The following is a 20,249-nucleotide window of genomic DNA, read 5'->3' as shown; positions in this document are numbered from 1 at the left end:
TCCGCAATGCGCCTCTTGCTGGTCCGGCACGGTGAGAACCCTGCCAACGTGCACCACATCCTGTCCTTTCGCAAGGCCGACTTCAGACTGACCGCACGAGGACGCGAGCAGGCTGTCCGCTTACGGGCCACACTGGCTCTGGGACCGGAGACCCGGTACTGGGCGTCACCGCTTCGCCGCGCCAGGCACACCGCCAGGCTGCTCGCTCCGTACGGTACGGCGATCGGCATTATGGAGGAGCTGCGCGAACTCGACGTCGGCCTCCTCGACGGCTCGGGCAAGGCCGTCGACCGGCGAGCCTATTACCAGGTCATCGGAGCCTGGCGATCCGGCCGAGTGCAGACCCGATTCCCCGGCGGGGAGGACTTGGTCAACGCCATGGCCCGGCTGCGGTTCGCCCTGCGGCACATCGTGTCGAGCACGCCCGAAGACACGGCGGTCGTGGTCGGGCACGGCGGTCTGTTCACCGAAGGGCTGCTGCGACTGCTCGATCCCGCTGGCCGCCACGCCTTCCAGGCCGCCTGTGATCCTCGGTGGCTCAACTGCGAGGCGGCAGAATTCTGCGCCGGGTGCGATGGGGCCGACGAAGTAAACCTGACCTGGCGCGCATGGCTGGGAAGAACGCAAGATGCGGCGGCTACGCCTCCCCGAGATTCAGGAGCAGCGGATGAGTGATGCCGGTTCTATCGAGGCCGTGTCCTTGGCTCGTGCAGTGCTCTTCGACCTCGACGGTGTCCTGGTGGACTCCTCCCCGGTCATCGACCGGGTGTGGCGTAACTGGGCGGAACGCCACGACGTGCCATGGGACGTGGTTGTCCCGCTTCTGCCGGGACGACGGGCCAGTGAGACCGTGGGACTGCTCGCCCCCCATCTGGACGCGATTGTGGAAGGAGCCGAGCTGGAGCGTGTTCAAGCAGCCGATCTCGCTGGTATCCGGGCCTGCCCGGGTGCCGTTGAACTGACCGAGGAACTGTCGGCTCGGACACCCGCACTGCCCTGGGCCATCGTGACCTCCGGAAGCCGCAGGACGGCGACTTCCCGACTGCGTGCCATGGGGTTCCGGATTCCCGCCGTTCTGGTCACGGCCGATGACGTAGCCCGGGGCAAGCCGGCCCCCGAGGGCTATCTGAGCGCGGCGGCGCAACTGGGCGTCCCTCCCCGCAACTGCCTCGTGGTCGAGGATGCCGAGGTCGGGGTGAGCGCCGCGCGGGCGGCGGGAGCACGCGTTGCCGGGATTGCTGGAGCCGGGCTGGGCGGGGCTGAGGAGTCGGTCGATCTCGTCATCGGCAGCCCCGCCGATCTGCTAGGCGTGGTCGGGCTGCGAGGTGGCACGGTCACTCATGCCGGAGGGTCTCTCGAAGGGTCTGGGTGAGGGCCGGCGAGCCTTCTCCGTCGGCGTCTTGAAGGACTTCTTTGAGGACGCGCTCATATGTCGGCCGGGCGACCTCCACCATCGCCCGGCCGGTCTCCGTAAGCTGTGTGTAGACGCCACGGCGATCGTTCGCACATATGTATCGTTCGGTCAGCCCCGACTTCTCCAGCCGGCCGACCAGACGGCTGACGGAACTCTGATTGAGCGGAATGGCGTCGGCCAGGAACTGCTGGCGCAGATGGCCGCCATCGTCCGAGTAGGCCAGCGAAGCCAGGGCGGTGTACTCCGAGAGGGAGAGACCGTGCTCCGCCTGGAGCACCCGGTTGGCGGCCTCGTCCACACGTCCCTGCAGAATCCGCAGCGCCTGCCAGTGCCGCTCCAAAGGGGTCGGAAGCTCGATTCGCGGGCTCACTGTGGTGATAAGAGGCATAACTACTCTCCCTCGTCGCGTCAAAGCGCACGCTACGGCAGTAGCAATCTACCATGCAGCCGCATCACTTGCTGTTGCATCTACTGTGCTGACATCTTATGCTTGTGCATACGTTTCGTGTTGCGCCCCTGGGCCCGACGTCACTCCCTCCACCCACGAACACCGAGGCATGCATGGGAATTCACGCATCTGGCCATTCTGCCCTCGCCCGCATCACACCAGAGCCGGGAAGTCTCACGCTCGGCGTCGAGTTCCCCATGGACAATGACTGGTCACCGGCAGGACGTGCACAAGCCGTAGCCCGTGGCCGCCCCGACGGGGTGCCCGACCTGACCCATCACCGTGACCTGGCCCAAGCGGCCGACCAGCTCGGATTCACCGCGCTGTGGTTACGCGACGTTCCGATGTGGGATCCCGCCTTCGGAGACGCGGGCCAAGTCTTCGACCCCTTCCCGTACCTGGGGTACCTCGCGGCGGCGACCGAACAGATCCAGCTAGGGACCGCGGCCGTCGCCTTACCCCTCCGTCATCCCTTACATGTGGCAAAAATGGCCGCCACCATCGACTGCCTCAGCAACGGCCGGCTGATCCTCGGCATCGCCTCCGGTGACCGCCCCGTCGAGTACCCCGCACTTGGGCTGGACTTCAACCGCCGGGGCGAGGCGGTACGCGAAAGCGTCGACACAATGCGCGCGATCTGGGACGAAGCCGCCCAACCCGATCGGACCGGCCGCCGGGGCCTTCGCATCCTTCCTGCACCCGTCCAGTCCCGCATCCCCCTCGTCATGGCGGGACGCGGACAGCAGTCGCTGCAATGGCTCGCCGAGAACATGGACGGCCAGTTCACCTATCACCGACCGGCCAGCCAGATGCGAGCCGTCGCCGAAGAGTGGAAACAGGCATGCGGCGGGACTCGGCATCCCTTGCTCACCACGATGCTGGTCGACCTCGCCGACGACCCTGGAGCCGCGGTCCAGCCGATCCGGTTCGGTGCCCGCCTGGGCACCGACGCCCTGATCAACTACTTGGACGGTCTACGCACCGCCGGAGTCGGGCATGTGGCGCTCAACTTCCGGCCCAGTATCCGGCCGGTGCCCGAGGTGCTCCAGGAAATCGCCGAACACGTCCTGCCGCACTTTACCGCGCGAGTCTCGGGCCCCGTCGTGCCGATGCCGTAAGGCCGTCCGGCGTGCCCCCCAGGTACACGTTCCTCTTTCTTTGGACCGGCCATCAGCTCGGAGTCTCCTGTGCCCACTCCATCCGAACCAGCGATCCAGACCTGGAACGCCTTGCGTACCGCATGCCGACGCGTCGAGAGCGACGTCATCAAGGTGCTCCATGCCCATGAGCTGTCCATCACCGAGTACGAGACCCTGCACGCGCTCAATACGCGAGCCGCCCACGAGGTCCGGATCCGCGAGCTGGTCAGCATCACCCGGCTCAGCCAGAGCTCGGTCACTCGCCTGGTCTCAGGACTGGAGCAACGTGGCCTGGTCACCCGCAGGCTGAGCCGGTCAGACCGGCGCGGCATCGTAGCCGAACTCAGCGAACTGGGCCAAGCCACCCTCAACCTGGTCCAGCCGGCCTGTGAGGAGGTGGTCACCGCCGCGCTCGGCGAGATCGCGGACGATCCCGAGTTCATCCATCTGCTGGAGCGGGCCGGTTGAGTCGGGGCGCACGCGTCCTCGGCGGCCTCAAGTGCGCCCGCGCCCTCCAGCCAGAACAGTTCCGACGGCACCCGCCCACCCTCCACGCTCATGCCCACCCGCCATCCACGTTCAAAGGAATCGCGTCTCCCCATGCCACTCGCTCTCATCGCGCTGGTGATCAGCGCATTCGGTATCGGAACCACCGAGTTTGTGGTGTCCGGCCTGCTCCCGGAAATCGCCAACGACATGCATGTCACCCTGTCCACGGCAGGCCTGCTGATCTCCGGCTACGCGATGGGCGTGGTGATCGGCGGCCCCGTCGTGACCGCCTTCGGTGCCCGCCTGCCGCGCAAGCTCATGCTGATCCTCCTGATGGTGCTGTTCATCGCCGGAAATCTGCTCGCCGCGGTCGCCCCCGGCTACGGTCTCCTCATGATCGGCCGCATCCTCGCTGCGGTTTGCCACGGCGCGTTCTTCGGGATCGGCGCGGTCGTCGCTGCCGACCTCGTGGACGAGTCCAAGCGGTCCCGCGCCATCTCCCTGGTCTTCACGGGCCTGACAGTCGCCAACGTGGCGGGCTCCCCCCTGGGCACCTTCGTCGGCCAAAACCTGGGATGGCGCTCCACCTTCCTCATGATCACCGGCCTGGGGTTGATCAGCCTGCTCGGCATCGTCGTGCTGGTGCCCTACCAGCCCGTCCGGGAGGGCACCAGCGTGCGCGAGGAGTTGAAGGTGCTCGCCCTGCCCCAGGTGTGGCTGGCAGTCGGCATTGCAGCGTGCAGCATCGGTGCCCTGTTCGCCGCCTACACCTACATCGCACCCCTGCTGACCGACATCACCGGATTCTCCTCGGGCGCGCTCACGCCCCTGCTGATGCTGTTCGGAGTCGGACTGGTGATCGGTAACCTACTGGGTGGCCGGTTCGCAGACCGCGCCCAGATCCCCACATTGCTGGGCTTCCTCGGATTGTTGACGGTGGTACTGATCGTCTTCACCTTCACCGCGCATGCCAAGATCCCGGCCGCAATCACCCTGGTGTTCCTGGGCGCCGCGGGTTTCGGCACCGTCCCCGGCTTTATGACCCGGGCCATCGACAAGGCTGAAGGCGCCCCTACCCTCGGCTCGGCCATCGCCTCCTCCGGAGCCAACCTCGGCATCTCTATCGGCGCCTATCTCGGCGGAGTGACCATCGGCGCCGGCTACGGCTACACCTCGCCGATCTGGGTCGGCGTCGGCATGGCCGCACTTGGCGTGGCCATCACCGCTCTGTCCGCCGCGCTCGACCGCCGGGACAAGACCACGACGGTGGGAGCACTCAAACCCGCAGCGCACCCGGGATGACCCCCTGCTGAGACTGGTTCCTCGCGAATGCGCGGGGCTGTTGTGATGACCAACGTGGGGTGGACACACCACGTGGGTCATCACGCAGACGGGCCTTGACCCCGGGTTTTGGACACCGGAGACACTTGGATCTTGATGGTCCAGGAGAACGGAGTCCCCGTGGGGATGAAGCACTGCCCCGCCGAGTTCAAGGCGGACGCGGTCGCGTTGTACCGGTCCAGGCCGGAGGCGACGATCAAGTCGGTCGCCGCCGATCTCGGGGTGAACACCGAGACGCTGCAGAACTGGATCCGGGCCGCCGACGGTCGCCGACCTGGCACCCATTCCGAGCCGCCGGCCGCCTCACGGGCCAGCAATGACGACGTTCAGGCGGAGCTGGCCGCCGCCCGCAAGAGGATGCGCGAGCTCGAGGAAGAGCAGGACATTCTCCGCAAGGCGGCCCGGTATTTCGCGACGGACACGCGCTGGTGAACCGCTACCAGGCTCCGTTCCCCAGGCGCTCTGGAGTCGGTCGCCCATTTCCTCCTTGAGCTCTTCCAGCCGCGCGTACAGCGCCTGCTCTTGCTTGGACAAGTTCCCGGTCTTCATCTTCGCCAACAGCTCGTCTGAGGCTTCCGACAGGACACGCAGACAGGTCTGGGCGGCATCGTCGAAGCCGAGTTCGTACTCCTGGCGGTAGGCGGCGCGCGCGCTCTCCTTGAGCCTTTTCCAACCTGCCGGTGCTGGTCGCGTGCTGGACAGCTCTGCAGAACAGCGAAGCTCCTGGTAGACGGGGTCTCGACCAAGATTGCCCGCAGCCACCAGGAGTTCGCGTGCTTGTCTACCCGTCGTCGATCGACCTGTCCAGTCGCACCCTGCGGTGCCTGGCCGGACACCTCGCCGCCCGGCGAGGAGAGGTCGGAACCCGCTGGCGGCGACTCACCACCGGACGCCAGGCCCTCCTCGCCCTGGCGCATCTGCGGTGCGGTGACACCTACGCCCAGCTCGCGGCCGGGTTCGGTATCGGCATCGCCACTGCGTACCGCTACATACGCGAGGCCGTCGAAGTGCTGGCCGCGCTTGCACCCACCCTGGCCGAGGCAATGCGTGTCGCACGGACCAAGGCGTTCGTGATCCTCGACGGCACCCTGCTACCGATCGACCGGATCGCCGCCGACACCCCGTACTACTCGGGGAAGCACAAGCGCCACGGCATGAACATCCAGGTCCTCACCGATCCGTTCGGCGGCATACTGTGGGCTTCGCCCGCGCTGCCCGGCTCCACGCACGATCTGACCGCCGCACGCACCCACGGGATCGTCGAGGCTCTCGCTGCCGCCGACCTCAAGTGCTGGGCGGACAAGGCATACCAAGGCGCCGGCCGCCCGGTCCGGGTGCCCTTCCGCGGTCGTCGCCTCAAGCGGTGGCAGCGGCGGCACAACAGCACACACGCCAAAATCCGCTGCCTCGGCGAACGGGCCATGGCCACCCTGAAGGGCTGGCGGCTCCTACGGAAGCTCCGCTGCAGCACCAACCGCATCACCGCGATCATCCAGGCCGTACTCGTCCTTCACCACGCGTCAGCGTGAGGTTGGAAAAGGCTCAATGCCACCAAAGCGCCCACTCACAGCCGGCAGGTGCCGTCGTCGGGCGCGGTCACGGGGGGCGGCGTCGATCCGGGCGTGGCGGGTCTGGTCCTGGCAGGGGGCGCAGTGGTCGCCGGTGCGGGTGCGGAGGGTGCAGGTGTATCCGGTGTGGCCGGGGCAGAGCGGCCATCCGAGGTGCAGGGGGCACTGGGTCTCGCCGACCGCGGCGAGGATGGGGCAGAGGCCGTTGTCGGCTTCGCAGCCGGGGGTGAGCTCGATGCCGCGCCGGAGCTGGTCGTACTGCTGTTCCAGGTCGGCCCACGCGGGCGGGGTCGGCGTCGGCCCGTCGTCCCACTGGCGCCCCTCTCCCGGTGCCGTACGGTCCGGGCCCGGGGTCTGGTGCGGTACGACGGCCGCGCCGGCTGCGGAGCCGGGGACCGGCATCGCAGCGGCGACCTTGAGGCGGCCCGAGATCACCGCGCCAACGGTCTTGCGCAGCGGGTCAGGCAGCGGGCGCGCGATCACCTCCCACAGCAGCGGCACGGGCCAGCCCGCCGCCAGGAGCCCGGTCACCATCAAGCCCTGGTCCCGGAGCGTCGACCCGGTGAGCAGCAGCTCGCGGTGCTCCGCGCCGATCGCGAGCAGCAGATCGACCCCGGGTGAGGCATCGACCCGCACAGGACCACTGACCGGGGCACCCTCGGCCCTTGCTGCGCTTTTTGCCTTCGGCCCGGAATCCGGGGTGGCGTCACCGGTGACGCCACCCCCCTCCCCGTCGCCCCCGGCCGGTACGGGCCCGTCCTCCTGGTCCAGCTCGACGTCGCCGCCCCGTCCGTCCGCCCGTCCGTCCGCGCCTCAGGCGCTTGAGCCTCGCGGACGCCGCCGTGGGTTCCGGCCGGCTTCTCGATTCATCACGTCTCCTTCATGTCCGCCGGGTCTGTTCGGCGTCGCGCCGCAGGCGTGCGCGCTCGAACTCGTCCGCGTCCGCTGTCCAGGGGCCGTGCTCTTCGAGTGCGGCGCAGCCGCCCCGGACGAAGGCGCTCACCAGCTTCCGGTACTCGCTGATCCCGTCGGCCCGGCCGTACTCGACCCGGTACTCCGGCTCCGATCCGTCCTCGGCCTCGCGCGCGGTCGTTATCCGGGCGATGGAGTCGGTGCGGAACTGGAGCTGGATCCCCTCGCCCATCTCCTCGTCCTCGATGGTGAACACCTGGTTGTTCCCGGTGGAGCGGTCGCCGACGAACTCCCAGAACTCTGCGGTGGCAGTGCGGGGATGGTCGCGGAGCCACTTCTTCTCGGCACCCTTGTCGTCGGTGAACGACAGGGCTGTCTTCCTGGCACTCCCACCGAAGCCGGCGTGGCTGCCGGCGGTCTCCTTGTCGTCCTGCATGGGGGTGTTCCTGGCGCGGTCCGCGGCCTCCGAGCACATCAGAAAGCTCACGGTAGCCACCGCGTCATCGACGAGCTCGGGGTGTGCACGGCGCACGGCCGCCTCGACCGCCACCGCCATCCTGTTCCAGTCGCGCTTGTCCGTGGCGCGCTTTCCCCCTCGCGGGTCACGGCTGATCCGCATCCCGGCGCACGCCCGCTCCGCGGTGGCGACCACACCCATGACCTCCCCCAGCAGTGCGGGATCGACGGCATCGGGTATCCGCTTGGGAACCGTCGCACCGTACAGGTACTGGCCCGTGTAGGTGAGTATCGCGGCGTCGAGCGGACCCAGCACTGTTCCGCGCTCGGCGCGACGGCGGTCCGCGTGGTACTTCTCAGCCCGCTTCCCGTCGGACGTCTCCCTCGCCGCGCGCACCGCCGCGCAGACCTCACCGCGTTCGAGCAGAGCGATGTCGGCCCCATGGGCGATGAGGCGGCCCCTGTCCCACTGGATGCGCTGGAAGAGCGCCTCCACATCCGCCGACGTGCCGAGCAGGACCGGGTCCAGGAGCGCGACCGCGGCGTCCTCGTCGAGCCGGCCCCCGGTTCCTGCGGCGTCGCACAGCGGAAGGACCGCACTCCACAACAGCAGGTGTCTGCCCAGGCCCTCCCGGATCACCGCAAGATGGGCTTCGCCTATCGGGAACGTGAACACACGAGGGTCATGGTTGGCATCGGCCCCGGCACCGAGCATCAGCTTCAGCTCGCCGCCCTCGCGGATCACCTTCGGGATCCAGCCGCTCCTGCGCGTGAAAACGATGTCTCTCATGGGCTCAGTCTTCCCCACCGGAAAGCCCCGGACTTGATCTTCGACGTGCGCCGTCGAACGGTGCGTCGTACTTGATCAATCGGGTCGGTAACCGCCGTACGCGAAAGCGGCCTTCACTCAAAACTCCACGGAGGTACCGGGCGGTTACTCCGGGCCACTTGAGCAGCCGCTGTCCGTGAGGCGGTCTGCGCACAACCCCCTGAAGTGCGTGCGCCCGTCAAAGCGACTACCGGAGCCGGAGAGGATGCCTATGCGTGCTCAGCGCGGGTCACCAGGGCCGGGCGCGGCACCGGGGCACCGCCCCGGAGAGCGGCCGTCTGGATCAACACCGCACCGGAGGATGGGTAGCGCCGGAGTTCCGGCGCTACCCTGATGGGGTGTCAGGGGTCGTGCATTGTGCTGGCGTGCGGACGGGGGCCCCGAACCGGCCGGTCTACCGGTCGTGTCCTTGGCGTTGTGCGGGGACGGTGCGCTGCTGGTGGGCGGTGTGTTCCTGGTCTATGGCGCGTTGGAGGTGCCAGAGGGTGACTGCGGGGAGGATGCCGCCGAGCCGGGCGGCTGCCCGCAGGTCCTCGACGGCCCCGGCCAGGAGAGTCCTGGCGGTGTGCCCGGGGCGGTCGGGGGCGTCGGCGGCGGCGGTTTCGAGGAGGTCGGCGAGTTCGGTGATGCCGGGGTCTTCGGGTACGTGTCCGCCCCAGCGGGCGGCTGCTTCGGCGAGCTGGGTGACACGGCGGCCGTGCCCGGCTGCCAGGCGTGAGGAGATCTCGCGGTTGATCACACCCGCATCGTCTCCCGGATCGGGGGCGTCATGTCGCAACATCCTGCGTGGGTGCGGCCGTTGGGCCCGGGCGGGGCCGGGGCCGGGGGTTATCGTCCGCGTCCCTGGCGGGGTGCGGGGGCGGTGTTCCGGCGGTGTGCAGGTACGGCGGGTTCGGTGGGTGCGGGCTGCTTCGGCGGTGTCGTGTCCGGGGCGGTGGTAGTGGAGCGGGAGCGGGCCGCGGTGGTGGAGACGCGGGGGCCGGCGGGCAGGGGCTGGTCGAGGGGTGTGGTGAGGGCGTGGTGGGTGGCCACAAGGAGGCGGGCGGTGATTTCGGAGGGCGGGCCGGTGCGCCAGGTGGCGGTGTCGGGTGCGATGCGGGCGAGGTGCGCGGCGAAGGGCACGCCTTCCTGGGCCATGCGGTGGGCGAGGACGGGCCACTGACGGGAGCTCACCAGGAACCCGGCCTCCTGCTGAGGGAGGGTCTCGTTGACCCTGGTCACCAGGGTGCGGTGAGCGCCGGGGGTGACGCCGAGCTGGTCCAGGGCGCGGGCCCGGTCGCCGAGGTCGAGGTCGCGGGGGATGTGCAGGCCTTCGGTCAGCGGGCCCCAGAGGTTCCTCGCGTCGGCGCTCACCGCCGGGGCGGGAGTCTGCCCGGCGCCCGGAACCGGAGCAGCAGCGGGAGCGGGGGTGGTGGGCGGGGCTGGAACAGGAGGAGCCGAAGCGGGGGCGGCCGGGGCGGGAGCAGCGGGGGTCGGGGCGGGAGCAGCGGGCGAAGTTGCGGTGGGGGCGGGCGGAGCTGCGGCCGGAGTCGGCGCGGCGACTGGAGCGGGAACCGGGGCGGGGGCGGGAGCGGCGGGGGAAGTCGCGGCGGGGGCGACGGCGGCGGCGATGGCCTGGTCGACGCCGAGGCCGGCTGTGTGGGCGTCGGTGAGGATGCGGGCGACGTCGATGCCCTGGTCGTGGAGGCGGCCCATGGTGGCGGCGATGTCGGGCCAGGCCGGGGAGGCGATGATCGCGTCGCGGATGAGGCCTTCGGGGAGGGTCGTGCGCAGGAGGTCGGCCCAGCGGTCGGTGCCCTCCGCCTTCGTGCGGGCGACGTTCTTCGCCACGGCCCGCTCGACACCGGAGGCCATGGTGCCCAGGTTCGGCAGGAACGTTGTGAGGTCGACGCCGGCGTGACTGAGGGACATGAGCCGGCGGGCCATCACCGGCCAGTCGGGGCTGTTGGTGAGGTGGTCGAGGAGAGAGGCGGGCAGGTGCTTGCCGAGCTCGTCGGCCGACCACCAGGACTCCGCGATCTCCCCGAAGCCCTCGGGCAGGTCCTGTTCCTTACCGTGGTGGTGCTTCTGGGAGGCACGGCGGACCGCGTCCGCGATCGTGAGGATCAGCCGGATGGACATCGCGGCGGCCTGCGCGGCCTCGGACAGGGCTTCGGAGAACGGCTCGCCCTGAAGCTGGGCAGGCGCGGGGGTCGTCACGGGGAAGGCTCCTTCGTCGTGGTCAGCGCGAACGCCCCGAGCCCGTTCCGGGTCCCGGATGCGGTCCGGCGGGAGGCCGCCGGGGCGGTACTGCGGTAACGGGCGGGGGCGTGGCGGGGCCACGCGCCGGGGCGGGCGTCACCCGTACGGTGCGCGGCGTCGTAGTACGCGGCGTCGACGGCGGTGTCGTCGTACGCGGCGTCGTCGTACGGGCGGGGGCTCCGGTGGTGGTGAGAGTGGCGGCTTCGCGGAGCAGGGCGGCGGCCTGGGCGGCGGCTGTTGTCTGGGCGCGGTGGTTCTGGGCGCGGTGCCAGGCGGTCGCTGCTTCGATGGCTTCGATGAGGGCGAGGAGGAGGTTGAGGACGGCGGGTGCGCCGCCGCCGCGGGCTGTTCTGGGTGCGTGTTCCAGGGCGCGGGTGGCGGCTTTGAAGCGGGTGCGGGCGGTGCCGTCGAGGGTGCGGGCGCCGGGTGCGCGGGAGGCCTGCTCGAACCGGGTGGCCGCGGCTTGTACGTGGGCGCGGACGGTGGCCGGGAGACGGCGGCGGTGACGGTGAGGAGGTCGCCGAGGGCGGCGACGTCACCGGCGCCTTCGGTGCGGCCGGCGCGGGCGAGGAGGGCTGCTGCTTCGCGGATGCGGGTGTGTGCGCGGGTGATGTCGGCGGGGGTGATCGTGGGTTCGTAGCGTTCGCGGATGCGGGGCAGGGAGAGGTCGTAGGCGAGGGTCCGGCCGGAGAACCAGACGGGTCTGGTGCCGTGGTCGGCGCGGTCGCCGGGCAGCGCGACCGCGTACCCGTCGACGGTCCCGTTGTGGTCGTGGTGCTCGCGCACCCGGAGCCCGGCGTCGCGGAGCCGGGTGAGGAAGTCGAAGTCATCGGTGGCGAGGGCAGCGGCCTCGCGGACGGTGCGCTGGAGGGATGCGCGGGCGGGTTCGGTGAGGCCGCGGCGGGTGGCTTTCTCCTTCTCGCCGGTGGACGGTGCGCGGCGTGCGGTTTCGTCGAGCGGTGACATCGGCGTCAGGCCCCAGGCGGTCTCGAAGGCGCGGGCGGCGGTGTGCATGCGGGGGATGTCTCCGCGGATACGGGGGTGGCGGCCGTCCCGGCGGGCGAGAGTCGCCAGGAGGTGGATGTGGTCGGGTGCATGACGCACCGCCACCCACCGGCAGGCCTGTTCGTCATCGTGCGGAGCGATCCCGGCGACAGCCACCATCTCGGCGGCGACCGCCGCCCATTCCGTGTCGGTGAGGGTGCGGTCGGTGGGGGCGTTGCGGATGGAGGCGTGCCACACGTGCTCGGCCGGGCGCGGTCCGCGCAGGGCGTCGACCGGGGCATCCAGCAGCAGCGCGAGGGCGGACAGGGTCATGCGGTCCGGATGACGTGCCGGGCACGGCAGAGCGGGGTCCCACGCGGTGATGAGGTGGGGGTCGGTGTGCTCGTCGCGGTCCCCGGGGCCGAAGAGGTAGGCGAGGAGACCGGCGGTGTCCGCGCCCGGCTCCGCCTTCTTCGGCATCACGAGCGCGGGCGCCTCTCGCGCATCACCTGGACCGTCGCCTCGTCCACCCTGCGGACCGCGCTCAACACCTCCTCCACCACTACCCGGACGGTGTCGGGCAGCACGGGCGCGACGGCGTTCGGCAGGGCGGCACAAGGGCGGCCGGCCGGGGCGTTGGGGACGGCCGGGAACGGCACGGTCGGGGTGGTCAGCGCGCGGAGGGCGGTCAGGGTTTCCTGGAGGTGGGCACGGGAACGGATCAGCTCCCGCAGCACGTCACCGGTATCGGCGGAGAGGGGGATCAGGGTGTGCTGCGCGACCGCCATCACCTGCCGTGCGGACCACGCCGCGGGAGCCATCTCCTCGCGGCCGGCAGCGACCTTGACGACCTCCAGCTCGGCGTCGCTGAACGACATGCTCACCCGGTTCGCGCGGGCGTCGCCGGTCTGGCGTTCACGCCGCCGCGTCCCGCTACCGGTTCGGGAAACGGTCACTGCGACTTCCTCTCAGAAAGGGTGCCCGGCAGCTTTTCACCGGTGCACACCCGTGAGGGGCGAATTCTGCTAAGAGGTCGTAACACGATCATGATCGGGCTGTCTTGAGGCGTCTGTAGCAGATGAGGCTGCAGGCGAGGGAGATGAAGGCGTTGTGGAGTTCGGTGCGTCGTTCCCAGCGGACGGCAAGGCGTTTGAAGTGGTGGAGGAGGGCGAAGGTCTGCTCGACGACGTAGCGGAGCTTGCCGATGCCCTTGATGTTCGGTGATCCCTTGCGGGAGATGACGGGCAGGATCCGCCGGCGACGAAGCTCGTCGCGGTTGGGGTTGGAGTCGTAGCCCTTGTCGCCGAGCAGGGCTTCAGGTCTGCGGCGGGGCAGGCCCGGGCGGCCGGCGACGGGCGGGATGCCGTCGACCAGGGCGAGGGTCTGGGTGACGTCGTTGACGTTCGCCGCAGTCGTGATGACCTTGAGCGGGGTGCCACGTCCGTCGCAGATCAGGTGGTGTTTGCTGCCCGTCTTCCGCCGGTCGACCGGCGACGGACCGGTGTCGGCGCCCCCCTTTTCGCGCGGATGTGGGAACCATCCACACACGCACGTGACCAGTCGAGCTCGCCGGCCGCGTTCAGCTCCGAGAGCAGAATTTGGTGCAGCCGCTCGAAGACACCGGCCTTCTGCCACCGGTCCAGCCGCCGCCAGCATGTCTGCCCCGAGCCGAACCCCAGCTCCAACGGCAGGAGTTGCCAGGCTATGTCGTTGTAGAGGACGAACAGGATCCCCTGGAGACACAGCCGGTCCGGCACCGGCCGCGGTCCCGGCGACCGCTCCGGCCACGGAGGCAACAACGGGGCGATCAACGCCCACAACTCATCGTCCACGATCCACGGTCGAGTACCCACACCCTCACGAACGGCCGAATCATCACACCGGTCACGGCCTACCAGGGCGATTCAGCAAGATCGTGTTACGAGCTCTTAACGTTACGTTATGCACTAACTGGCTCCCCCTTTCTAATGCCTGAAAAAATGGTTCACGCGTCCCGCTGGCAGGCACGGCCGGGATACGTGAACACCACCACCGCCCCACCACCACCGCACCACCACCCGGACACACACCCCCAACACCCCCCGGACACACACCCCCAACACCCCCCGGGGCACACACCCCCCGGGGCACACACCCCCGGGGTGCACACACCCACCCCCACACACCCAACAACGAAGCGACGCCCGCCCACTGGTTGAACCCTGGCCACGCAGCTGCGGGACCACCGGCCCGCACGGTGCACGACCCGGCCGGCCACGGGGCGGCGGCGCGCACCGGGAAACCCCGGAACCGGCCTCGTGACGGACAACGACCGCACGGTCCGCCGGGTGCGCGACGGTCGCCCAGACCTCGACCCGCCGTCGCGCCCCGCACCGCCGTTGAGACTGCCGCCGCCGGCACTCCGGAGAGACCGGCCAGACAGGTCAGGAGCACCGGCACGGGGCGGCGCAGCAGGGTGTACGCGTGCCCCTCTCCCTCGTGGCTAGGTCAGGGATGCCGAGGCGTGTGCGGATCCGGCTCGACGGCTCACCAAGGGCTCGGTTCTCTCTCCGAGGTTGGTTTCGTCGGTGAAGCGGGCAGCGTTGTCGACGCTTTCGGGCACTAGTTGGCGGTCAGACAGCTCGAAATGCCGGGGAGCACTGACGATGCTGTGAGCTCTTCCCTGTGTCAGGTGGAAGCGCATACTGTGCGGTATGGCGACTTACAACAGCATCGGTGCGACCTACGCCAGCACTCGGCGACCGGACCCCCGTATCACCGCCAGGATCCACGAAGCCCTCGGTGGCGCCGCCACTGTGATCAACGTCGGAGCCGGCACCGGCTCCTACGAACCGTCACACACGGTGCTGGCTGTTGAACCCAGCTCAGTGATGATCGCCCAGCGCCCGGCCGGGTCCGCACCGGCCCTGGAAGCATCCGCGGAGTCGATCCCTCTCGCCGACGACTCGGCCGATGCGGCGATGGCCCTCCTGACCGTGCACCACTGGAGCGACCTGGAGGCCGGCATCGGCGAACTCCTTCGCATCGCCCGGCAGCGGATCGTCGTCCTCACCTTCGACCCCGACATCAACCACAGGTTCTGGCTGATAGAGGACTACTTGCCCGAAGCAGCCGCTTTCCACAACACACGAGCCGTCACGGTCGACCGCCTGGCCACGCTGCTGGGAGGCGCCCGCATCGAAACCGTCCCCATCCCGCACGACTGCACCGACGGATTCCTCGCCGCCTTCTGGCGCCGGCCCGAGGCCTACCTCGACCCGGAAGTACGGGCCGGTATCTCACTGTTCGCCCAGACCAGTGACGAAGCCATCCAGCCGGGCCTGGACCGGCTGGCAGACGACCTGTCCTCCGGCCGGTGGCACCAGCACCACGCCGACCTCCTCGACCGCGAAACCCTCGATGCCGGCTACCGGCTGCTAGTGGCCGACCTGTAGGACCAGGCGAGCCGTCAAAGCTGGCACCGCCGACGCCGCCACCGAAGCCCGGCACAGTGCCCGCTGGGGTCCGACATCCGGATGCGCTGCACCACGACCGAGGCGCCTAACCTGGCCGAAGGAGGCCCTTACGGCGGTAGGACGCCGGTCACCTGGAACGTCAGCCGCGGCCTGCTTGAGACGCGACACAGGATGGCGCCATAGATCAGGCCGCCGATTGTGCTTCCCAGACAGCGCTGTCAGTACCCAGGAGGACGCCTCAGAGCAGGGCGGTGACCGGCGCTCGGCTGCGCCCTGGTCACCGCCCCGACCGGGGCGCGCTGTTCAGCGGGTCAGAAGCTCAGCTTCCAGCTGTTGATGCCGGCGGTCACGGCTCCCGGAGTCCGGTCCCGCGCGAGCAGCTTCCAGGTGCCATTGGCACCGACTCTGGTGGCATCAATGGCGAAGGTGGCGGTGCGGCTCTCTGTGTGGGCGGTCTCCCAGTTCGCGATCGGGAAGACGGTGCCGTCCGGTGCCACCAGCTCCGCGGCCAAGTCTGCCTGCGTCCAGCTCTGCACGGCCAGGTCCACGTTGACCCGCAGGATGGAGGGGCCGTTGCCGGTGACTCCGGTCACGGTGATCGGCGAGGTGCCGGTCGCGGGCGCGGCGGGAATCGGAACGTCGGTGACGTTCTCGAAGACCGGTCCCGGCGGCTTCGTCGGGGCGGGGTTGCCTGAACGGGTGCCGACGTTGACGGCTCCCCAGGCTTCTCGTACGCCCTTCCAGGTGGCCGATTCCGCGCCGTAGAGGTCGGCGGCGGCCGCGAGGGTCGCGGTGCGGGCCCCGGCGTAGTTGGTGGTGGAGGTCATGTAGACGGCGAGGGCCCGGTACCAGATCTTCTCGGCGGCGGCCCGTCCGATCGGGGTGACGGGCAGGCCGTCGACGGTCCGGCTGTCGTAGCTGACGCCGTTGAGGGTCTTGACCCCGCTGCCCTCGGAGGCCAGGTAGAACCAGTGGACGGCTGGTCCGGCGTTCTGCGTTCTTCCCATCTGAGGATGCCAGTAGTCGTCGCCCGTACCGTTCCGGGAGGGCTGGTCCATGGAACGGAGCGGGGTGCCGTCTCCCTGCGCGTTGACTCGCTCACCGATCTGGTAGTCCCCCACGTCGACGGCGTTCGCCGCGTGGAACTCGGTGAGGGTCCCGAAGATATCGCTGCTCGCCTCGTCCAGCCCCAGGGACTCGACGTCGTAACCACCCAGCCGGGCGGTCTCGAAGGTGACGCCGTGGCCCATCTCGTGCGCGTTGATGTCGATCGTGGTGTGCGGCTTGCCGTTCTGGTCACCGAAGGTCACACAGAAGCAGGAGTTCTGCCAGAAGGCGGCGGTGCGGGGGGTGCCGAAATGGACCCGGCTGGCCGCTCCGTCACCGTCGTTGCGGATGCCGTTGCGACCGTGCACCTGGGTGATGTAGTTCCAGAAAGTCTGCGCACCGTAGGCGGCGTCCACCGCGGCGGTCTGCGGGTGCGCCATGGTCCCAGTGCCCCACACATTGTCCGTGTCGGTGAAGAGCCGGGCCATGTGAGGCTCCCCGACATTCGTCGCGTCGTACGTCCGGTGGCCCCCGTGCTCGGGGTCGAGCAGGCTGTAGACGGAGCCCGACTTGATGCTGCCCACCGGGACCTGGCCGCTGTACATGCTGCTGCCGGTGCCGCGCTTCACCTTCTCGTCGCGGTTGAGTTCCCTGCCGGTCGCGGCGTCCGTGATCACGTGCAGTTCGCTGGGGACGCCATCGGGCTGAACGCTGTTGACCACCGACTCCCACGCGAGGACCGGACGGCCGCCGGCGGCCCAGACCACCGCACGGGGTTCCCCCTGCAGCTTGGCGTCCCTACGCCCCTCCTTCTCCGCCCGGCTCAGCGAGGACATCCCGGCAGTTTCCGCGCTACGGGCCGGGGTGGTGCTGGGTACGGCGATCCGCGACTTGGTGGCTTTACTGACGGCGGCGGCGCCCGACGGGGAGGTGTGCACGACGAGGTCACCACCGACCACGGGCAGTCCGTCGTAGGTGCGCTCGTAGCGGGTGTGCAGAGTGCCATCGGCGTCCTTGAGGACGTTCCTTGCCCGCAATTCCTCCTTGCTTCCCAGGCCCAGAGCCCGGGCAGTGGCGGCCCTGTCGGCCTGGGCTGCGGCGACCAGATTCCTGTGCTGTTCAGGGCTGAGCTTCGTCGGCAGCGCCCCGGCCCGCGCCTTCGATGCGGGGGCGGCTCTGTCGCCGGGGGCAGGGCTGACGGCACCGGCCGGCAGTCCCACGGCGAGCATCGCGGCGGACGCGAGCAGTGCGCCCGCGGCCGAGACCTTCAGAGCAGGTCGTCGTCTCACTCGGACTCCTTCTGCGGCGGCCGTGGGTAACGGCCAGAACAGGACCCGGCCAGTACGGGAGTGCGCCGGACGGGGCGGTGCGGTGCGGTTCCGCGCGGGCGGTCAACGGCCCGTGACACGGGAGTGCGTCCGCCACGCCGAAGGGCCTTGTCGGGGCGCGAGCGCGGTGGCAGGAAGAAGCCTGCCACCGGACCTCGGGAAGAGTGAGAGCCCCGTGCCGGGGTTGGCGACAATTCGTCCGCTGCTCGAATGCCCGAACCCGCAGGCCAGACGGCGCCCAAGCTGCGCGCCACACTCGGCCGCACCCCCTTCCCCGCGCGGTACGGCACAGGCAGACCGGCGTACGGGCAGGTGGGGCGCGCTCCGACGCACAACAGGCACAGAACGGCCGCGCACACCGCTGGGCCCGAGGTCAGACCCGGGTGCGCACCGGGGAGGAGAGGAAGCGGTACACCGAGGTCGACGAGATTACGCGCTTCGGCACCACGTCCCGTCCGTCAGTGGCACCGCCGTTCGACTGGGCGTGGAGGTTGTCCGTCAAGGCCGGTGAACGAAGCAGGGGAGCTGCAACGTAAGAGGTTTGTCCAAGGTCACCTCCCCACAGGAGCCTTCGCCGGGATCTTGTTGCGGGCCCTGGGCGACATGACCCGGCTACCCGACCACTTCCGCACCGTGGCGACGCGCTATGACAAGCGCGCCTACGTCTCCACGGCACTGTCACCGTGGCCTCCATCCGCCTGTGGCTCAGCCCGTGATCAGGCGGTTAAAGCGGTGGTCGTCCGATCGGCTTCCCTGCAACGATCCGGGTATGACCACATTGTTCCTAATGATCGGCCTGCCAGGGGCCGGAAAGACCACGCGGGCCCGGCAGCTCTCCGCAGAACATGGCGCACTGCGTCTGACGCCTGACGACTGACGACTGACGACTGACGACTGACGACTGACGACTGACGACTGGATGATTCCCCTGCTCGGCGAGGCGGAAGCGGACGGAAAGCGCGATGTGCTGGAAGGGCGCATGCTCTGGCTCGCCCTGGAGACGGTCAAGCTGGGCACCAACGTCGTCGTGGACTTCGGCTGTTGGTCACGGGAAGAACGGTCTGCGATCCGCTGGCTGGTGGAGGCAGAGGAGACGCGCTTCCGCATGGTCTACCTGCCGGTGGACGATGAGACCCAACACGCCCGTATCGCTCACCGCTGGACGACCGTCCCCGAGGAGACGTTGCCAATGTCCGAGGCTGACATCCTGCACGGGCAGGCTCATTTCGAGGAGCCCGACGCGGCAGAGTTGGCGGGCCGCAGGATCGCCGGCCCGCCGCCCGGCTGGGTCGGCTGGGTCGGCTGGCGGGAGTGGGCCGCCGACCGGTGGCCGTCGTTCGCGTGACGGCTGCGGCCCACGACAACTCAGCCATACCGAGCATGCCCGCGCCAGTCCGGAATGATCCGCCGGACAGCACCTAGTCCGAACTGAAGGCTCCCGGCCGGTGCCGACTTGCCCTCCGGCCCCAGGGCCTATCCCGCGCTGCGGAGATTGTGCCCGATGAGGGATCGCTCCTGACCGTGCTCCCCCGCGCCCCGGCCCTCGACGCCGCCCGCTCCGGCTGACACCGGGCACTCTGCCGGGGCATGATCGAACTGTCGGACCGGCGACCACTCCTCGCCGGTCCGACCACCACAGTCCGCTCTCACCGCCCGGACTGCCCGACCCCTGGGGGAAGGGCGAGCAGCATGGCGTGGAAGAGCGGGGCGTCGTCCAGTCGGGGGCGTAGGTCTCCGAGGGTGGTCCAGCCCCATGACTGGTACAGGGCGTGGACTTTGGGGTGGGTCTGGTCGACGAGGAGGGTGGCGCGTTCCTCGCTGCGGGAGGCCAGCAGGGTGTTGTGGAGCTGGCGAGCGACGCCGGTCTTGCGCCACGGCGTACGGACCATCAGCTCGGACAGCGCGTAGGTGCGGGTTCCGGTCTCGGTGGTGACGTCGGCGGGGACCTGGGTGAGCAGGCCGCCCCACCATCGCGATCCCGGGGGCAGGGGTGCTCCGTAGGCGTAGCCGACCGGTTGGTCGTTGTCGTAGGCGATGACGCAGGTCCAGCCGGGTCGTGCGATCCAGTGGTCGATTCCTTCGGCGAAGCGGTCCGGGGAGGCGAACGGGTCGGTGCGTGCGGCGTCCGCGTAGACCTCGGTGTACACGTCGAGGAGCAGCGGGCGCAGTGCGGGGGCCTGGTTGCCGGTGTAGTGGCGCATCTGTATGCCGGTGGTCACGCTGGCGGTCTCCTAGGCGGTGGAGGGTGGCGAGGCGCTGGGCGATGCGGGGGCTGCTGACCGCCATGGTGTCGACCGCCGTGGCGGTCGCCTTGGCGCTGGTGGTGTCGCCCTGGGCGAGCTGGAGCTGGGCGAGCTGGACGCTGTAGTAGGCGCGGTTGCGGTGCATGGAGGGGCCGAGCAGGCGCAGGGCCTGGGCGGTGGCCTTCTCCGCGTCGGGCAGTCGGCCGGTGGCCCGGTGGGCGATGGCGGCGAGTCCGGCGATCTCGGCGGCGTCCAGGAACCGCAGCCACGGTGGTGGGGGTGCGGTCGTGTCGAACCGGTCGTGGGCTTCTCGGCGGCGAGAAGGGAGCGGGCGCAGGCACTGTGGTTGCCGAGG

General features: G+C 69.7%; 19 protein-coding genes and 1 pseudogene. 10 read left to right on the top strand and 10 right to left on the bottom strand.

The window, feature by feature from the left end:
* The first annotated feature begins 6 nt into the window (after nt 1-6).
* On the top strand, nt 7-675 hold the full coding sequence (locus tag AB0F29_RS38330) for a histidine phosphatase family protein (RefSeq protein ID WP_361882664.1): 669 nt from the start codon (nt 7-9) through the stop codon (nt 673-675).
* Nucleotides 668-1,372, top strand: coding sequence for an HAD-IA family hydrolase (locus AB0F29_RS38325; protein WP_361882662.1), 705 nt, complete (start codon nt 668-670; stop codon nt 1,370-1,372). Before AB0F29_RS38330 ends, AB0F29_RS38325 begins: the two co-directional genes overlap by 8 nt.
* On the opposite strand, the gene AB0F29_RS38320 is transcribed toward AB0F29_RS38325, so the two are convergent.
* Complete coding sequence (locus AB0F29_RS38320) at nt 1,335-1,802, bottom strand: MarR family transcriptional regulator (protein ID WP_361882659.1); 468 nt, start codon at nt 1,800-1,802, stop codon at nt 1,335-1,337. The genes AB0F29_RS38325 and AB0F29_RS38320 overlap by 38 nt on opposite strands.
* Before the next feature lie 173 nt (nt 1,803-1,975).
* On the opposite strand from AB0F29_RS38320, the gene AB0F29_RS38315 reads away from it, so the two are divergent.
* The 5 genes from AB0F29_RS38315 to AB0F29_RS38295 all read left to right on the top strand — a co-directional run bounded on the left by AB0F29_RS38315 (nt 1,976) and on the right by AB0F29_RS38295 (nt 6,360).
* Nucleotides 1,976-2,980 carry an LLM class oxidoreductase gene (locus tag AB0F29_RS38315; protein WP_361882656.1) on the top strand — a complete coding sequence of 335 codons (1,005 nt, stop codon included), beginning with the start codon at nt 1,976-1,978 and terminating at the stop codon, nt 2,978-2,980.
* Nucleotides 2,981-3,049: 69 nt separating this feature from the next.
* A complete protein-coding gene (locus tag AB0F29_RS38310) occupies nt 3,050-3,469 on the top strand; it encodes a MarR family transcriptional regulator (protein WP_361882653.1) in 420 nt (139 codons plus the stop codon).
* A gap of 132 nt (nt 3,470-3,601) precedes the next feature.
* Nucleotides 3,602-4,792 carry an MFS transporter gene (locus AB0F29_RS38305; RefSeq protein WP_361882650.1) on the top strand — a complete coding sequence of 397 codons (1,191 nt, stop codon included), beginning with the start codon at nt 3,602-3,604 and terminating at the stop codon, nt 4,790-4,792.
* Nucleotides 4,793-4,957: 165 nt separating this feature from the next.
* Complete coding sequence (locus tag AB0F29_RS38300) at nt 4,958-5,263, top strand: transposase (RefSeq protein ID WP_361882690.1); 306 nt, start codon at nt 4,958-4,960, stop codon at nt 5,261-5,263.
* 341 nt (nt 5,264-5,604) lie between these two features.
* A complete protein-coding gene (locus tag AB0F29_RS38295) occupies nt 5,605-6,360 on the top strand; it encodes a transposase family protein (RefSeq protein WP_361882647.1) in 756 nt (251 codons plus the stop codon).
* On the opposite strand, the gene AB0F29_RS38290 is transcribed toward AB0F29_RS38295, so the two are convergent.
* The 7 genes from AB0F29_RS38290 to AB0F29_RS38260 form a co-directional block, all read right to left on the bottom strand.
* Nucleotides 6,352-7,035 carry a hypothetical protein gene (locus AB0F29_RS38290; RefSeq protein ID WP_361882644.1) on the bottom strand — a complete coding sequence of 228 codons (684 nt, stop codon included), beginning with the start codon at nt 7,033-7,035 and terminating at the stop codon, nt 6,352-6,354. The genes AB0F29_RS38295 and AB0F29_RS38290 overlap by 9 nt on opposite strands.
* 244 nt (nt 7,036-7,279) lie before the next feature.
* The gene (locus tag AB0F29_RS38285; RefSeq protein WP_361882642.1) at nt 7,280-8,557 is read right to left on the bottom strand and encodes a DUF6357 family protein; all 1,278 of its coding nucleotides are present in this window, start codon (nt 8,555-8,557) and stop codon (nt 7,280-7,282) included.
* A gap of 433 nt (nt 8,558-8,990) precedes the next feature.
* Nucleotides 8,991-9,335: a hypothetical protein gene (locus tag AB0F29_RS38280; RefSeq protein ID WP_361882640.1), complete on the bottom strand. Its 345-nt coding sequence runs from the start codon at nt 9,333-9,335 to the stop codon at nt 8,991-8,993.
* A gap of 89 nt (nt 9,336-9,424) precedes the next feature.
* Nucleotides 9,425-10,795 carry a hypothetical protein gene (locus tag AB0F29_RS38275; RefSeq protein WP_361882637.1) on the bottom strand — a complete coding sequence of 457 codons (1,371 nt, stop codon included), beginning with the start codon at nt 10,793-10,795 and terminating at the stop codon, nt 9,425-9,427.
* 138 nt (nt 10,796-10,933) lie between these two features.
* Nucleotides 10,934-12,304: a hypothetical protein gene (locus tag AB0F29_RS38270; protein ID WP_361882635.1), complete on the bottom strand. Its 1,371-nt coding sequence runs from the start codon at nt 12,302-12,304 to the stop codon at nt 10,934-10,936.
* The gene (locus tag AB0F29_RS38265; protein ID WP_361882632.1) at nt 12,301-12,777 is read right to left on the bottom strand and encodes a hypothetical protein; all 477 of its coding nucleotides are present in this window, start codon (nt 12,775-12,777) and stop codon (nt 12,301-12,303) included. Before AB0F29_RS38265 ends, AB0F29_RS38270 begins: the two co-directional genes overlap by 4 nt.
* A gap of 88 nt (nt 12,778-12,865) precedes the next feature.
* Nucleotides 12,866-13,674 (bottom strand): IS5 family transposase gene (locus tag AB0F29_RS38260; RefSeq protein WP_361882629.1). Its coding sequence is split into 2 segments (ribosomal slippage): nt 12,866-13,354 and nt 13,357-13,674, totalling 807 coding nucleotides; the frame shifts between segments, so codons are not numbered across the junction.
* Between the two features lie 840 nt (nt 13,675-14,514).
* On the opposite strand from AB0F29_RS38260, the gene AB0F29_RS38255 reads away from it, so the two are divergent.
* The gene (locus tag AB0F29_RS38255) at nt 14,515-15,255 is read left to right on the top strand and encodes a methyltransferase domain-containing protein (protein WP_361882626.1); all 741 of its coding nucleotides are present in this window, start codon (nt 14,515-14,517) and stop codon (nt 15,253-15,255) included.
* Nucleotides 15,256-15,587: 332 nt separating this feature from the next.
* Here the strand turns inward: AB0F29_RS38255 and AB0F29_RS38250 are convergent, their stop codons facing one another.
* Nucleotides 15,588-17,612 carry a M4 family metallopeptidase gene (locus AB0F29_RS38250; protein WP_361882624.1) on the bottom strand — a complete coding sequence of 675 codons (2,025 nt, stop codon included), beginning with the start codon at nt 17,610-17,612 and terminating at the stop codon, nt 15,588-15,590.
* Nucleotides 17,613-18,420: 808 nt separating this feature from the next.
* On the opposite strand from AB0F29_RS38250, the pseudogene AB0F29_RS38245 reads away from it, so the two are divergent.
* Nucleotides 18,421-18,996: pseudogene (locus AB0F29_RS38245) on the top strand (ATP-binding protein).
* A 301-nt stretch (nt 18,997-19,297) separates the two neighbouring features.
* Here AB0F29_RS38245 and AB0F29_RS38240 read toward each other — a convergent pair.
* A complete protein-coding gene (locus AB0F29_RS38240) occupies nt 19,298-19,870 on the bottom strand; it encodes a GNAT family N-acetyltransferase (protein WP_361882621.1) in 573 nt (190 codons plus the stop codon).
* A 26-nt stretch (nt 19,871-19,896) separates the two neighbouring features.
* On the opposite strand from AB0F29_RS38240, the gene AB0F29_RS38235 reads away from it, so the two are divergent.
* A complete protein-coding gene (locus AB0F29_RS38235; protein ID WP_361882618.1) occupies nt 19,897-20,019 on the top strand; it encodes a hypothetical protein in 123 nt (40 codons plus the stop codon).
* Nucleotides 20,020-20,249: the final 230 nt, after the last annotated feature.

Source organism: Streptomyces sp. NPDC026589, assembly GCF_040638385.1.
Classification (GTDB): Bacteria; Actinomycetota; Actinomycetes; order Streptomycetales; family Streptomycetaceae; genus Streptomyces.
The sequence above is the reverse complement of the archived record's forward strand: the minus strand, read 5'-3'. Positions and strand labels throughout refer to the sequence as shown.

What these genes read in the sequence shown, in the direction of transcription:
- AB0F29_RS38330 (WP_361882664.1), top strand. Translation starts at nt 7, where the DNA reads ATGCGCCTCTTGCTGGTCCGGCACGGTGAGAACCCTGCCAACGTGCAC.
- AB0F29_RS38325 (WP_361882662.1), top strand. Translation starts at nt 668, where the DNA reads ATGAGTGATGCCGGTTCTATCGAGGCCGTGTCCTTGGCTCGTGCAGTG.
- AB0F29_RS38320 (WP_361882659.1), bottom strand. Translation starts at nt 1,802, where the DNA reads ATGCCTCTTATCACCACAGTGAGCCCGCGAATCGAGCTTCCGACCCCT.
- AB0F29_RS38315 (WP_361882656.1), top strand. Translation starts at nt 1,976, where the DNA reads ATGGGAATTCACGCATCTGGCCATTCTGCCCTCGCCCGCATCACACCA.
- AB0F29_RS38305 (WP_361882650.1), top strand. Translation starts at nt 3,602, where the DNA reads ATGCCACTCGCTCTCATCGCGCTGGTGATCAGCGCATTCGGTATCGGA.
- AB0F29_RS38300 (WP_361882690.1), top strand. Translation starts at nt 4,958, where the DNA reads ATGAAGCACTGCCCCGCCGAGTTCAAGGCGGACGCGGTCGCGTTGTAC.
- AB0F29_RS38285 (WP_361882642.1), bottom strand. Translation starts at nt 8,557, where the DNA reads ATGAGAGACATCGTTTTCACGCGCAGGAGCGGCTGGATCCCGAAGGTG.
- AB0F29_RS38255 (WP_361882626.1), top strand. Translation starts at nt 14,515, where the DNA reads ATGGCGACTTACAACAGCATCGGTGCGACCTACGCCAGCACTCGGCGA.